The sequence below is a fragment of the Acidobacteriota bacterium genome, assembly GCA_029861955.1.
Classification (GTDB): Bacteria; Acidobacteriota; Polarisedimenticolia; order Polarisedimenticolales; family Polarisedimenticolaceae; genus JAOTYK01.
The window spans coordinates 1-14,691 of record JAOTYK010000053.1; the positions used below are offsets into that span (position 1 = coordinate 1).

Consider the following 14,691-nt stretch of genomic DNA (forward strand, 5'->3'; position numbering starts at 1 on the left):
TTGTTCGCCATTCCGTCGATCACGAACCGATGAAACCGCTCGCAGGACCACAAGTAGTCGCAGCGCAACGCCTCCAGCACCACGAGCGGTCGAGTCAGTTCCCGAGCCCGATCGATGGCGTGTTGGAGTCCGAAGTTGAATCGTGTTCTGCGGCTAGAGACCATCCAGTACAGGACGAACGTTCCATCGGTTCGCACAGGAGCAGCACTCAATAGTCGAACGCGACTTGTTGGCACGGACTGCACGGCGTCAACTCGAATCGTGAATCGTTAGAGCTTGAGAGCCAGAAAAGTCACGTCGTCTTCGAGCTTGTCGATATCCTGCCGTCGCGTGATTTCCCGATAGATCGATTTCGTCAGCTCGCGGGGGTCGGCGGATTTCTTGACGAGTAGATCGCGGAGGCGCTGGCAACCGAAGGGTTCGCCATCCCACCCCGTCGCCTCAACCAGACCGTCGGTATAGAGCAGAAGGCAGTCCTCGGATTCCAGCCGGAAGTCTGCAGTTCGGTAGGGCGTGTCGCCAAACAGGCCGACCGGTCGGTCGAGCGATACCAACTCTTCGATCTCTCCTGACGAGCGGCGCAGCAGAACGGGTGGATGGGCCGCAGAGCAGTAGGCGGCGTTTCCGTCGGAGTCCAACGTCATCAGGAACAGCGTGGCATAAAGGCTGCTGCATTCGGGTTTCAGGCAGTCGTGCAACGCCTGGTTTAGATCGGATACCCACGGGCCAATCTTGTTGCGCCTCGGCAAGGTGTCGATCAGTACCCGCAGCACGGCCGAGGCGAGTCCAGCGCGAACACCGTGTCCGGCCATGTCTGCGATCCAGATAAGAAACCTTCCGTCATCCAGCATCTCCCACCCAAACAGGTCACCGCTGAGATGACAATAGGATTCAAGCACCGAAGAGATGGACGCCGGCGATCCTTGCGGCAGTTGTCGCGGAAGAAGCCGACACTGCAATTCATGCGCGAGTCGTAGCTTCAAATCCATCCCAGGAAACAGGTGGGGACGATAGTAAAAGCTGACGGAATGTTCAGACTCTTCGAAGAGCTCCTCGCGTCGACCCTCAGCGCCCCAGTTCTGGCTAGGATTGTCGAGTTCGGAGAGGGTCCGCTCTAGCAGCTCACCCAGGGCTGTGTCACCAACCTGATAGGAAAGATCAAACAGTTCGTCAAAGTTCTCGAGTAAGCGCAGCATTCAGTCACCCCACGAAGGCATTCGAGTGCGGCGTATCCGCTCTTTCAAGGACTCCGGCATGGGTTCGTGCTCACCGGACCTGGCGTCGTAAGCGAGATAGACCGCTGCCGCCGCGAGCTCCAGTTCATTCACGTCAAATGCGTCTTGCTGCACGATGGCCTGCTTGAGTTCGTATGAGTCGTCGTGTGATAGGCCCTCGGTTGCGCGGGCTGTCAACAAGTCCAAGAGATGGTCCTTCTGATGCACTCTAGAGTCCTCCACCGGACTCAGCATCCGCCTTCTGCATGGCTTCCCGAACCTTCAGTAGTCCGCGACGCAGATGGGTCTTGACGGTGCCAAGAGGAATCTGGAGTGCGTCGGCGATACTCTGGTGCGTGTGACCCTCGTATACAGCGAGTCTGATCACTTGCTGCTGCTCGGGTTTGAGGGTGCGAATCAATTCTGCGGCCCGAGCGGCGTCGTCCATGACGGCAACGTCCGGGGGCAGATCCGGATGCTCGAACTCTGCCACGGCCGAGAGGTCGTCCATCTGTGGTTGTCGTTGGGACTTACGCAGTCGATCAATCAGCCGCCGTCTGGCTAACATCGCAACGAACGTCGTCTCGGATGCCTTGCTGCTGTCGTAACGAGAGGCGCTCGACCACAGTTCGATGAAGATCTCCTGAACGGCGTCCTCGGCATCCACATGGCTAGACGTGAATCGTCGAGCCAGCGACCACACGAGGTTACCGAATTGGTTCAGGCACGCGTCGATAGCTGCGTGATCTCCCGCGGCCACTCGGGCCAGCAGTGATGGATTCGATTCGCTCAAGTCTGGAGTAGTTTCGACGCCAGCGGCACCGCATCGTCGACGCTGGCCGAGTAGCCGTCGGCGCCAACGCTACGCCATAGTTCTGCGATTCTGTCGAAGGGAGCTCCGCCTACAAGAATCTTTACGTTTCGCTCATTGAACCGGCGAATCTCCGAAATGGTGCTTTGCATCGGTCTCAGATGAGCGTCCAGTGCCGCCGAGAGCAATACGACATCGATATCGAATAGCTGAACACTGCGTGCGATCTCGACCGCCGGAACATCGGGTCCAAGATTGATCACGCGCCAACCCGCCATCTCGAAGAAATCGGCGACGGCAAAAATGCCGATGTCGTGAACGTTGCCCGCGACACACCCCAGCAAGATCGCCTTGTCATTCTTTTCCGACGTTCGGCCCCGCTCGCACAGCAAGGTCATGGCCTGGCGACAGGTCGTCGTGATGAGGTGCTCTTCCGCGATGAGCAGTTCGCCTGCGTGCCACATGCGCCCGGTCTCCCGCAGGGCCGGGATCAACACCGTCAGATAGGCGTCCCTGATGGAAATCCCGTCATCGACCTGCTTGAGCACGCCCTCGATGGCTTCGCGAGGCCGTCCTTCGAGGATTGTTTCGAGATAAGAGAGAGCGAGGTTTCCGGGCCCTTCGGAATCGGTGCCACTTGCCTGCATGACCGCCGGCTTGGCGATCGTTGTGATCGCCTGATCTACCGTGGGGATCACAAGCTCCGCCGAGTCTTCGGGAAGTCTTTCTGCGAGGATGTCACGAAGCGCCGTAAGTGCGGCCTGCAGATCGTCGACGGGAGATTGACGCGAAATGAATGCGTCACGGCTCCATACCATGCTCGCTTCGAACAGCTTAGGTTCGCGTATGGCCACCGCACCCGATAGGTCGAGCAGCCAACGCAGCAGTTGGTCTTTCCAGGCCGAGAAACCATCTGGCTCGTAGCGCTTCTCGATTTCCGGTAGACGTTGGAGCAGCAGACCTGCTGATAGTCCGGCATACCCGGGTGAACTCTTCTCCAGCAATTGCGCGACAAATTGATCGTTTGTTGGCATGGGTGACCCTCTCCTGGACCAAGGCGCCGATATTCGTAGAATGCCGGAAAACCTAACCGATTGTAGCACCGGCATCTGCGAGATTACATTTGCCGTTCGCGATGCCCCGCAACATGCCGGCGAAGATTCTTCTGTGTAATGGGTAGATGCCGTACCAGTAGGCCTGTCCCGCCAGACCGACCGGGTCGAATACCGCGCTTTGATGGATGACCGAACCTTCCGCGGTTTCTTCGACCTGAAATTCCAGCCACGCTCTTCCCGGAAGTTTCATTTCCGCGACCAAGCGTAACCGGCGGTTAGGTTCGTAGGCTTCGACGCGCCAGAAATCTATAGCGTCGCCGACGATAAGTTTCTCGGGGTCCCGGCGTCCGCGGCGTAGTCCAACGCCGCCCACGAGAAGGTCGATCCAACCGCGAATCCGCCACAGGGCGTTCGCGTAGTACCAACCGGTTTCGCCGCCGATCCGCCGGATCGGGTCGAAGGCCTCACGCGCGGAGATTGTTAGCTGAACCTCGCGCTTGTCGACTAGACGCGTTCCGAATTTTGCGCCGCCCCACGAGGGTGGCGAGCCGCCTGCCGAGACCGCATCGGACCACCGCGTCGCGCTAAAGCGGGACTCCTCGTTCCTCAACGCGCGTCGGATGGCCTCCGCCATACCGACGGGGCGCCGGCCGAAAACGTGCAGTGCCTCGTCGTTGCGCACGACCGTGGCATTGCGAATACTCTTCACCAGCTTTCTACCCACCCGAGCGTAGACAGGCGTCGTCAGTCCCAGCCACAAACTCGATAGGTACGGAGTCAACAATGGCACGGGGATCATCAGTCGGCGGAGGCCCCGCTGCCGTGCATACTCCCGCATGATATCGGCATACGAGACCTGGTCCTCTCCGCCGATCTCGAATACGCGATTATCCGACTCGGGCAACTTCATGGACGCGATCAGGTACGTGACGACATCCTCGATGTGGATCGGCTGCGCCTTCATTCGTACCCAGTTGGGGCAGACCATGACGGGGAGTCGTTCGACGAGCGCTCGGATCAACTCGTAGGAGAGACTCCCGGAACCGAGAATGATCGACGCCCGCAGCTCGATAACGGGGATTCCTGTCGAGCGAAGCACGTCGCCGGTCTCGTGGCGGCTCTTGAGATGGCGTGACAGCTCTTCGGACGAATCACCGAGACCACCGAGATAGACGATCCGTTTCACGCCGGCTTCCCGAGCGGCCCGCGAGAAGTTCAACGCCGCGCGGCGATCCTGCTCCGCGAAATCCTTCTCGGATCCCATCGAGTGAACCAGATAGAACGCACAGTCGACACCGCGCAACAGCGGCCCAAGCGTCGATGCGTCCAGACAGTCACCCTTGATGATTGTCGTTGTCTTACCGACCCTATCGGAGAGGAAAGTGGGGCGCCTCGCAAGGCAGCGCACTGGGTAGTTCGCTGCCTCCAGTGCTTCGAGTAGTCGGCTGCCGACGTAGCCCGTAGCGCCGGCCAGAGCGATGACCGGTTTTTGCATTTTCTCGCCCATGCTACTTACCCTCTGGAAACAAAATGGCTCCCGCTCCATTCGATGGGGGCCGAGTGGAGCGGGAGCCGATACGGGCAAAACACCCGAATTAGTTCGGCATGATCACGGAGTCGATCACATGGATCACACCGTTGGTTGCGTTGACATCCGCCGCGACGATTGTCGCGCCGTCGATCATCAGGTTGCCCTTCTGCATCGAGAGGCGGGCACTGCCACCTTCGAGGGTCTCGACGAGACCCGGCTTCACATCGGCGCTGAGGACCTTGCCGGCCACCACGTGGTAGGTCAGGATCGCGGTCAGCTTGTCCTTGTTCTCGGGAAGAAGCAGGGACTCGACAGTTCCTTTGGGCAACTTGGCGAACGCTTCATCGGACGGTGCGAAGACCGTGAACGGGCCGTCGGACTTGAGGGCGTCGACCAGGCCGGCTGCGGTCACGGCCGCGACCAACGTATTGAAGGTCCCGGCCTCGGCGGCCGTATCCACAATGTCATGCGCGGTGCCGCAGCTGCCGGCCAGCGCCGCGCTGCCGAAGGAACCCAGGGCCAGGACCAGAAGGCTTGCGACCAGGTAATTCAAGGACCGTTTCGTGTTGCTCATCGTTAACTCCTCAGTTTGGTTTTTCGGTGTCGAGTCCCATTCGCGGGCTCGATAGGGGATTCGTCGGGACCGAGCCGGTGGATTCAAAAAAAGAAAAATTGCGTCGAAGTGAATCCAGGGCCTGCGGTCCGGCGAAAGCCCCTCTAGCCGCCCTCGGGTTGGACGGCTTTATACGAGAGGAATGACCATGAAACAGTTTGCAAGAATCGCAATGATTGCCCTGGTGTTTGGAGTGGCACTGCCGGCCAGCGCAGGCGGCTACTACGTGGACGTGTTCGTGGGTCCCAGCAAGACCGACGACACGGCCTTCGGCGTTCTGGGGACCAGCGAGATCGAGACCGACTTCGATAGCGGCATGAACATGGGCGTGAGCTTCGGTTACACCTTTGATAACGCGTGGCGTGTCGAGGGCGAGCTGATGAACCGTGAAGGCGACGTCGACACCCACGACCTGGACATGGGTGGCGCCATCGCCGGCTCGTCCGGCGAGGCGAAAGCGACCTCGATCTTCGCCAACGTCTTCTACGACTTTGAAACCAGCACTCGTGTCACGCCGTACGTCGGTGCGGGTCTTGGCAACGTCAATGTTGACTACATCAACTTCGCCGTTCCGGGCCTCGACGCCATGGACGACGACGACAGCGTGATCGGTTACCAGATCGTCGCGGGCCTCGCGGTCAAGATCAACGACCGCTGGGACTTCCGCACCGACTTCCGTCTCTTCGAGGCACAAGGGGCAGACCTGACCAGTTCGGTCGCCACCGGCAGCACCATGAGCGACGTTGATTACTCCTCCGTCGACATGACTGCAGGCGTCCGGATCCGGTTTTAGCGAATAAGGGGACGGATTTATTTTTCTCGCCGAAAAATAAATCCGTCCCCATCTGCCCCATCTAGAGGGACACTCCCGGCGGGTCGTTGAGGGGCACCCGCCGGGAGTTGTTTTTTTTGCGGCCACGACTGATACGATGAATGCATGTCACTCGAAAAACGCATCGTCGATCTGGAAGTTCGTGCCGCGTACCAGGACAAGCTGATCGCAGAGCTGGATGGGGTGCTTCGTGAGTTCTCGACCCGGGTCGAGACCCTGGAGTCGCTGTTGAAAGACGTGAAGGAAAGCGCCAACGCCGAGCCCATCGGCCCAGCCGACGAGAAGCCGCCGCACTACTAGTCACGAATCGACGTATAATCCCGTCAGATTCGCGCAGAGAAAGGCAGCTCAATGAAACTGAGCAAATCCGTTCTCATGACTCTGGCATTGCTCGGCGCCTCGCTGGTCTCCGCAGAAGAAACGTCGAGAACCCTCGAAGCGGCCCCCATGGTCCCGGTCTGGTCCTCCGACGCCGGGAAGGTCACGACGAATTACGGTTACTCGGTGGCCGGCATCGGTGACACGGACGGCGACGCTCTTCCGGAGATCGCCATCGGTGCGCCGAACTACTGGTTCGGGTCTCCATGCTGCGAGCAGCAGGGCCTGGTACGCGTGTACTCAGGAGCCACGAGTTTTCCTGCCTCGACTCCCGCCTGGTCGCGCAACGGTCCGACTGGCCTGGCGTCCTACGGTGTCGGCGTCGCAGGGGGGGATTTCAACGGCGATGGGTTCGACGACCTGGTCTTCTCCTCCGGATCCGACATCGACTCCCACGAGATCTTGGTCTACCAGGGGTCGTCATCGGGTCTATCTTCCGTTGCGAACTGGGAGTGGGAGGTGATCAGCCCCGCCTTGATAGGCTTCGGGCCGTCCATCAGCAACGCAGGGGACGTGAACGGAGATGGCTTCGATGACCTGATTGCAGGATCCTCCTGGTTTCAGAACGGCGAAGCCGGCGAGGGCGCGGCGTTCGTGTTCCACGGATCGGCCGCCGGTCTTTCCCTCGCGCCCGACTGGACCCGTGAAGGCAATCAGGTCAACGTCCATCTCGGCGAACAGGTTCTGGGAGTCGGCGACGTCGATGCCGACGGGTTCGATGATGTGCTGATCCGATTGTTCGACAGCACGCTCGGTCTATTTCACGGATCGGTGATGGGCCTCGCAGCGACGCCGTCCCGCTTGCTCGACTTTGCGGGCCTTGGTTTCCTGCAACGAATCGACGCCGCCGGTGACGTGAACAACGACGGGTACGCCGACATCATCGTCGGGGATCAGAGTTTCACCGACGGTCAGTCGGGTGAAGGGCGCGCCCTGCTCTATCTGGGGTCCGCTTCCGGACTCGCCGCGACCGCCGCATGGTCTATTGAGTCCGACACCGAGCAGGCGAAGTTCGGCTCGACGGTCGGGGGCGTCGGAGACGTGAACGACGACGGATACGACGACGTGCTCGTCGGCGCGTTGCACTATCCGGATACCCTGTCGCCTGGACGCGTCTGGCTGTACCTCGGATCGCCCGCCGGCCTGGAGACGGTTCCCTACCGCACGGCGGAACTGCCCAGCGTTGACTACAGGATCGACGCCGCCGGCGACGTCAACGGCGACGGCTTCGGCGACATGCTCGTCTCGATGCCAAACGACGAGGTCCATCTGTTCCAGGGACCCTGCCCGGGACTCGATGGAGACGCCGACGGACTGGGGAACGACTGTGACAACTGTCCAGACGACGTCAATGCCAACCAATGGGATACCGACGCCGATGGTCTGGGCGACGTCTGCGATCTCTGTCCGGTCGACCCGACCAACCACGATCCCGATGCCGATCTGGTTTGCGGCGCAGCGGACAACTGTCCGACGGATGCAAACCCCGCACAGACGGATGACGACTCCGACGGCGCGGGGCTGGTCTGCGATTGCGACGACACGGACCCGCTTGTCTATCCCGGAGCCCCCGAGATCCTCGACGGGATGGACCAGCAGTGCCCCGGCGACGGGGGCTACGGCCTGATCGACGAGATCTCCGGCAACGCGGGATTCCACGACCCTGCCGACAAGGATCTCTACTCGTGGCAGCCCCAGCAGGGTGCGACCCACTACGACGTGGCGCGGGCCGAGACGGTAGAGTTCACGACCGGTTGCACGGCGTTCGTGATCGCCGGTCAGAGTTCGTTCCTCGACGTCACGGCGCCGTCGCCCGGCACGACGCTGTTCTATCTGGTTCGCTCCGGTAGGCCACTGCGTGGGAGTTGGGGCGCCGATTCGGTCGGTCAGGAGCGGTCGGTTCCCTGCGCGGCTCCGTAAAAAAAGGGGACAGATTTATTTTTAGAAAATAAATCTGTCCCCTTTTACTTCTTCGTCAGTAGGTCGGCGAAGGGCTGATGCAGGCCGTCGGCCTCTCGCTTCTTTACCGAACCATCACCCGCCAGCGCGTCGCGGTCACGCCCATGTTCGTTGTCATGGCAGTAGAGACAGAGCAACTCCCAGTTGCTACCGTCGGGCGGGTTGTTGGTCGGGTCGACGTCCTTGTGATGGACCGTCAACTCTCGCAGACGCGAGCCTTCGAACTCTCGACCGCAGTGGGCGCAGACGTGAGGAAAGAGCTTGAGCGCTCGGGCGCGATAGGATCCCTCCGCTCTTGCCTTGTCCCGTCGGAACTTCTCGACGATGGGATCGATTGGGGCCTTGTCGGATGGGTCGTCGTGGGAAGACATGACCCGATTCTGTCAGAGAAAAATAAATCTGTCCCCTTTTTCTAAGTCCCACAAAACGTCTCTTCCACAACCTCATCAGGGCCGGGCGGGGATTCGTACGCTTCGAACTCGGGTTGCACCGCGAAGGGCTGCTCCAGCACCCGATTGAGCCGATGGAACGGTTCGAAGTCACCTTGATTACCGGCGACGATCGCTTCCTCGACGCGATGATTGCGGGGGATGAAGACGGGGTTTGCCCGGCGCATCACGGTCAGTGCCGCGCCGCGGTGGGCATCGTCTAACCGCGCCCGCCAATCGCCCAGCCAAGAGACGATCCCGTCGGGCGTGTTGAACAACGCCACCACCGCGTCGTCGTTACCGGTCTCGAGCGCATCGGACAGATGCCGGAACACAAGCGTGAAGTCGGCCTCGCCCTGGGTCATCACCGCCAACAACGTCTCGATCAGCTTCCAGTCGTCCTCATCATTATTAATGGGGACGCCGTCGCCGATCCCGATCTTGGCGGTCAGCCGTTTCCTGAGAAAGCTGTCGTACCGATCAGGGAAACGCTTGAGCGCGGTCTCTGCGATGGCGACCGCCGCATCCTGCTCGTCATCCAGCAGCGGAAGCAGCGTCTCAGCAAGACGGGTCAGGTTCCAGAACGCGATGGGACCCTGATTGCCGAACGCGTAACGTCCCTGATGATCGATCGAGCTGAATACCTTTCCCGCATCGTAGTTGTCGAGGAACGCACAGGGCCCGTAGTCCAGAGTCTCGCCCGAGACGCTCATGTTGTCGGTGTTCATCACGCCGTGGATGAAGCCGATCTGCATCCAGTGGGCAACGAGCTTCGCCTGTCGCTCGATAACGCCGTCCAGCAAAAAACGATACGGATTATCCTCGGTGGTGGCGTCGGGGTAATGCCGCCCGATCACATGGTCGGCCAGGACCCGCAGGTTGTCAGGGTCCTTTCGTGACGCGAACCATTCGAACGTCCCGATGCGGATGTGGGACCGGGCGACTCGCGTGAAGATCCCGCCGGGGACCAGACCCTCGCGAACAACGTCGTCTCCCGTCGTGACGGCGGCCAGGGCACGAGTCGTCGGCACACCCAGCGCCGCCATCGCTTCCGAGACGATGTACTCGCGGAGGACGGGACCCAACGCCGACCGTCCATCCCCGCGACGGGAGAACGGTGTCTGTCCCGAGCCCTTCAGCTGGATGTCGCGACGGATGCCGTCGCTGCCGACAACTTCTCCCAGCAGGATCGCCCGGCCGTCGCCCAGCTGAGGCGAGAAACCCCCGAACTGATGACCGGAGTAGGCCATGGCCAGCGGTTCGGCGCCGGCCGGGATCTTGTTCCCCGCAAGGAAGGCGAGCCCCTCCGGCGAATCCAGCTCGGCGACGTCGATGCCCAGCGTTGTTGCCAGCTCCCGGTTCAGCCCGATCATCGCCGGCGCGGTGACGGGAGTGGGGGAGGCCGCAGCGAAAAACGCATCGGGCAGACGGGCGTAGCTGTTGTTGAACGGTATGGGCATGACAGGGATTCGAGCATTCTGTCAGAGAAAAATAAATCTGTCCCCATTACGGTAAACTCTGCCGATGGATCGAGCGTTTCAGCCCGGTGAAAGCCTGCTGCACTACCGCCTGACCGAGAAGATCGGCGAGGGTGGGATGGGTGTGGTGTGGAAGGCGCTGGACACCAAGCTGGATCGCGACGTCGCGATCAAGATCCTGCCGGCGGTGTTCTCGCAAGACCCCGAGCGGTTGTCGCGCTTCAAGCGCGAGGCCAAGATCCTGGCGTCGGTCAATCATCCTGCAGTCGCGGCGATCTACGGATTCGAGACGGTGGGCGAGACCCACTTCCTGGTGTTGGAGTTGGTGCCGGGTCAGGGGCTGGACGAGCTTTTGAAGAGCGGCCCGTTGCCGGTGAAGCGTGCGCTGGAGATCGCCCGCGGTGTCGCCGAGGGACTGCAAGCCGCCCACGCCACCGACATCATCCATCGGGATCTGAAACCTGCCAATGTGAAGGTGACGGGGGGACAGAGGGGACAGACTTCAAGTCTGTCCCCCAACGCCACAGTAAAGGTGCTGGACTTCGGCCTCGCCCGCGCCGGCGAGGCACCGACCTCACCGGTCGACAGTTCCCTATCACCCACCGTCACCTCCGCCGGCACCCAGTTCGGCATGATCCTCGGCACCGCCGCCTACATGAGTCCCGAACAGGCCAGGGGACTCCCGACCGACCGTCGCACGGACATCTGGTCCTTCGGTTGTCTGCTTTACGAATGCCTGACCGACAGCCGCCCCTTCGCCGGCGAAACCGTCAGCGACAGCATTGCGCGGATCCTCGAGCGAGAGCCCGACCTCGACGCGCTGCCTGCCGACACGCCGGGGCAGGTGCGGTCGCTCCTGACTCGATGTCTGGAGAAAGACCGGGACCAACGCCTGGCCGACATCGGTGACGTCATCGCCGCCATCGATGAGGGGTTGAAGAACCCGACACCGGCCCCATCGGTGCGCAGACGTTCGGTATCCATCGCGATTCCCGTCATCATCGCCGTGGTAGCGGGGTTCTGGATCTTGTTCGACGACGACAAGCCTGCGCCATCACCGGTCGTCCAGGAAGCGACCAAACAGATGATGGCCGTCTTACCGTTCGACAACATGGGACCCGCCGAGGACGAGTACTTCGCCGAGGGCATCACCGAGGAGATCAGCGCCCGGCTGGCGTCGATCGATCAGCTGGGCATCATCGGCCGCACCAGCGCCGCGCAATACAAAGACTCGGACAAGACGATGCAGCAGATCGGCGACGAGCTGAGCATCGAGTATGTCCTCGACGGCACCGTCCGCTGGCAGCGAACCGGCGACGGTAGTCGCGTCCGCGTCACCCCACAGCTGATCCGCGTCTCCGACGCCAGCCAGATCTGGACCGAGATCTACGAAGCCGAGATGTCGGACATCTTCGAGGTGCAGTCGGACATCGCCGGCAAGGTGGCGCAGGCGCTGAACCTGGCGCTGGGCGGTACGACGGACACGCGACCGACGGACAACGTCGACGCCTATGACTTTTATCTGCGAGGTCGCGAGTTTGCCAACGACAGTTTCGACGACAGCAAACTGCGCTTCGGCATCCAGATGTTTGAAAAAGCTGTCGCGTTGGACCCCGAGTTCGCGCTTGCGTACGCCGAGATGGGGATCGCGCATCAGGGCCTGTACTGGTTCTTCCACGACCGTTCTCTCGAGCGGCTCGAGTTGGCCCGCGCGGCCGTCGAGACGGCGTTGCGTCTGGATCCGGACCTGCCCCAGGCGCACCTGGCCCAGGGTTGGTACCGCTATCACGGCTTTCTCGACTATGAAGGTGCGTTAGAGTCGTTTGCCATCGCCGAGGCGGGCATGCCCGACAACGTCGACGTGATGGGCGCCATCGGTGCGGTCAAGCGACGGCAGGGCAAGTGGGACGAGGCGCTGGACTGGTTCCAGCGCTCGATCGAGATCGACCCGCGCTCGCCCGGGGTGTGGAAGAGCATGCAGGACACGACGCTTGCGATGCGCATGTACCCCGAGGCGCTGGAGGCGATCGACCGCATCATCGACCTGACCCCCGACGACGGCACCGCCTACATCGCCAAGGCGATCATCCACTTCTCGTGGAAGGGTGACATCGACGCGGCGTTTGCGACCCTCGACGGTGCCCTGGGTATCGAGTCGCCGGACACCAACTTCGGCGGCACACGGGCGGTGCGCATCCGGTTGAACCTGTTCGCCGGCAACTACGACGAGGTCCAGCGGTTGCTGGCGATGGAGACGGGCGAGGTCCTTATTGATAACCAGTTCCTCTACATGCCGACCGACTCGATGCGCGGCGAGCTGTACGCGCTGACCGGGCGCGAGGCCGAGGCGTTGGCTGCTTATGGTCGCGCGCTTGCGCAGCTTGAGGCGATGATCGTGTTACGTCCGGAGGATGAGCGGTTGTACAGCGCGAAGGGGATCGCGTTGGCCGGGTTGGGGCGTAAGGACGAGGCGATTGCGGCGGCGAGGCAGGGGGTGGATGTGCTGCCGATCTCGAAGGAGGCCTGGCGGGGTGCGTACCGGGAGCAGGAGTTGGCGCGGGTGTATGCGATGGTCGGCGAGACGGAGCTGGCGGCGGAGAAGGTGGAGTACCTGTTGTCGATCCCCGGCGAGCTGTCGGAGCACTGGTTGAAGGCGGACCCGGTCTGGCGTTAAAGGGGACCGTTAAAGGGGACAGATTTATTTAATTGGCCGCCAATTAAATAAATCTGTCCCCTTTAACACTTCATCACACCAGCCCGTTCTTGATCGAGTAGGCCACGGCTTCCAGCCGGCTGTGGACACCGAGCTTGCCGAGGATGTTGTTGACATGGTTGCGAACCGTGCGTGGGCTGATGCACAACTTGTCGGCGATTGCGTCGGTGGAGATTCCCGTGGCGACGAGGATCAGGACTTCGCGCTCTCGACGGGTTAACTCGAGGCAGGCCGTACCACGGGGGACACGTCGAGCACCCGCGAATCGTTTCTCGGGGATCGCCTCCGAAACCATGCTGGCCAGGTCGCGAGCGACGTCGAGCATCGAGTGTTCCTGCGTCACCTCCCGAAACAGGTGAACCAGAACCGACAACTCCCCGCACCGTGAGGGAACCACGACGGTGCTGAGGTTCAGCCAGACCTCGTTGCCTGCTTTCGTGCGAGCCGCGATGTCCGCCGTCGGCGACGGCTCGAGCTGACCCGCGGCCGTGATCGCGTCACAGCCCCGGCGGCAAACGACGCAGCCCTGTGCGTCGCGTCCGCATACGATGCCGTAGCACTTCTTGCCCAGTGTCTCCTCGGCGGTGTAACCGAGGATTCGAGTTGCCTGGTCGTTCCACAACACGATCGATTGACGACGGTCGACCGCGAACACGCCGTCGCCGGTGTTTGCGATGAATTCGAAGATTCGACCCATTGCGCCTCCTCGTCTCGAGGAGCAGACCTGCATGGGTTTAATTGTACGGGCAGTCGGGCTATCCGTGTCGGAACTCTTGGGAGTTTACCCCACTCTATCTGAGTCATTTGACCTAGAAAAACGAGTCACGTGCTCCATGGACTTCCAGAGGACCACTTCTGACAATCGAGCATGATTGGGTCAGAGGCATTCCACCGCAGTCAGAATCCGGTCGAGCAGGTGTCGTAAGTAGGAGGGAGACATGTCCAAACGAACACATAGAGTATTCGAACTGTCCTTACTGTCTTGTCTCGCAGGGATCACATTCGCCTGCTTTGCCTTCTTTCCGGCCGTGGCCGGAGTGGGCGCCTGGACCAGCAACGGCCCCGAGCTTGGCCACGTGCGCGACGTTGCGATCGACCCTTCCGCTCCACAGAATGTCTACGCGGCCACGGTCGGCGGTTTGTTCAAGAGCGTGGACGGCGGCTCGAGTTGGTCGCGTGTTTTCATCACCACCCCGAATCAGATTTCCCTAACCGTCTTCTATGCCGTAGCGGTGAGTCCCAGCGGCAGGGTCTACGTGGGAACTCAATACTATGACTCACTTTGGTGGAGCGACGACGGCGGTCAGAACTGGTTCCCGGGTTCGGGGCTGCCGGACCATAACCCCCCGTGGACCATCGTTGTCGATCCGACGGCGCCCCACACCACCCTCTTCGGAGCAACCCCTGGCCCGGGAGTGTATCGAAGCGACGACGGCGGGATGAACTGGGTCCAGGCCATGGGCACGGCTCCCAATGCGCTTCCCTTCGGCGTGACCACCGATCTAACCTTCGACGGTTCGACGATTTATGCCTGCGGCGCCAATAACCGAGGTGTCTGGAAGAGCACGGATCTTGGCGCCAACTGGTATCCGGTCGGCGCAGGACTCCCGACCCAGTCCGTCCGAGCCATGGCTCTGGACCCGACCGGGAACCTGTACGTCGCCACACACCAGCAAGGT

The 14,691-nt window shown here is 61.4% G+C and carries 14 protein-coding genes and 2 pseudogenes; 5 read left to right on the forward strand and 11 right to left on the reverse strand.

Going from position 1 to position 14,691, the window contains the following annotated elements; genetic code table 11:
- From OES25_16340 to OES25_16370, 7 genes are all read right to left on the reverse strand, one after another.
- A partial coding sequence (locus OES25_16340) for a deoxyribodipyrimidine photolyase (GenBank protein MDH3629211.1) occupies positions 1-212 on the reverse strand: 212 nt, incomplete at its 3' end.
- Between the two features lie 57 nt (positions 213-269).
- The gene (locus OES25_16345; protein ID MDH3629212.1) at positions 270-1,196 is read right to left on the reverse strand and encodes a serine/threonine-protein phosphatase; all 927 of its coding nucleotides are present in this window, start codon (positions 1,194-1,196) and stop codon (positions 270-272) included.
- Positions 1,197-1,421, reverse strand: a complete 225-nt coding sequence (locus OES25_16350) for a hypothetical protein (protein MDH3629213.1) — start codon at positions 1,419-1,421, stop codon at positions 1,197-1,199.
- Between the two features lie 22 nt (positions 1,422-1,443).
- The gene (locus OES25_16355; GenBank protein MDH3629214.1) at positions 1,444-2,007 is read right to left on the reverse strand and encodes an RNA polymerase sigma factor; all 564 of its coding nucleotides are present in this window, start codon (positions 2,005-2,007) and stop codon (positions 1,444-1,446) included.
- Positions 2,004-3,059 (reverse strand): cobalamin-dependent protein, encoded by a 1,056-nt coding sequence (locus OES25_16360; protein MDH3629215.1) that lies wholly within the window; start codon positions 3,057-3,059, stop codon positions 2,004-2,006. Before OES25_16360 ends, OES25_16355 begins: the two co-directional genes overlap by 4 nt.
- Before the next feature lie 52 nt (positions 3,060-3,111).
- On the reverse strand, positions 3,112-4,575 hold the full coding sequence (locus OES25_16365) for an SDR family oxidoreductase (GenBank protein MDH3629216.1): 1,464 nt from the start codon (positions 4,573-4,575) through the stop codon (positions 3,112-3,114).
- Positions 4,576-4,675: 100 nt separating this feature from the next.
- A complete protein-coding gene (locus OES25_16370; GenBank protein MDH3629217.1) occupies positions 4,676-5,185 on the reverse strand; it encodes a fasciclin domain-containing protein in 510 nt (169 codons plus the stop codon).
- Between the two features lie 187 nt (positions 5,186-5,372).
- On the opposite strand from OES25_16370, the gene OES25_16375 reads away from it, so the two are divergent.
- From OES25_16375 to OES25_16385, 3 genes are all read left to right on the forward strand, one after another.
- Positions 5,373-6,017, forward strand: a complete 645-nt coding sequence (locus OES25_16375; GenBank protein MDH3629218.1) for a porin family protein — start codon at positions 5,373-5,375, stop codon at positions 6,015-6,017.
- Between the two features lie 144 nt (positions 6,018-6,161).
- On the forward strand, positions 6,162-6,356 hold the full coding sequence (locus tag OES25_16380; GenBank protein ID MDH3629219.1) for a SlyX family protein: 195 nt from the start codon (positions 6,162-6,164) through the stop codon (positions 6,354-6,356).
- Between the two features lie 51 nt (positions 6,357-6,407).
- Positions 6,408-8,354 (forward strand): MopE-related protein, encoded by a 1,947-nt coding sequence (locus OES25_16385; protein MDH3629220.1) that lies wholly within the window; start codon positions 6,408-6,410, stop codon positions 8,352-8,354.
- A 44-nt stretch (positions 8,355-8,398) separates the two neighbouring features.
- Here the strand turns inward: OES25_16385 and OES25_16390 are convergent, their stop codons facing one another.
- Both OES25_16390 and OES25_16395 read right to left on the reverse strand, forming a co-directional pair.
- Positions 8,399-8,764 carry a YajD family HNH nuclease gene (locus tag OES25_16390; protein ID MDH3629221.1) on the reverse strand — a complete coding sequence of 122 codons (366 nt, stop codon included), beginning with the start codon at positions 8,762-8,764 and terminating at the stop codon, positions 8,399-8,401.
- Positions 8,765-8,805: 41 nt separating this feature from the next.
- Entirely contained in the window at positions 8,806-10,281 is a 1,476-nt protein-coding gene (locus tag OES25_16395; GenBank protein MDH3629222.1) for a YdiU family protein, read from the reverse strand.
- A gap of 64 nt (positions 10,282-10,345) precedes the next feature.
- Between OES25_16395 and OES25_16400 the strand changes: the two genes are divergently transcribed.
- Positions 10,346-12,973: a protein kinase gene (locus OES25_16400; protein MDH3629223.1), complete on the forward strand. Its 2,628-nt coding sequence runs from the start codon at positions 10,346-10,348 to the stop codon at positions 12,971-12,973.
- 73 nt (positions 12,974-13,046) lie between these two features.
- Here OES25_16400 and OES25_16405 read toward each other — a convergent pair.
- Together OES25_16405 and OES25_16410 are read right to left on the reverse strand one after the other, a co-directional pair.
- Positions 13,047-13,232, reverse strand: a pseudogene (locus OES25_16405) (LuxR C-terminal-related transcriptional regulator).
- 120 nt (positions 13,233-13,352) lie between these two features.
- Positions 13,353-13,709, reverse strand: a pseudogene (locus OES25_16410) (PAS domain-containing protein).
- A 241-nt stretch (positions 13,710-13,950) separates the two neighbouring features.
- Between OES25_16410 and OES25_16415 the strand changes: the two are divergent.
- A partial coding sequence (locus tag OES25_16415) for a hypothetical protein (protein ID MDH3629224.1) occupies positions 13,951-14,691 on the forward strand: 741 nt, incomplete at its 3' end.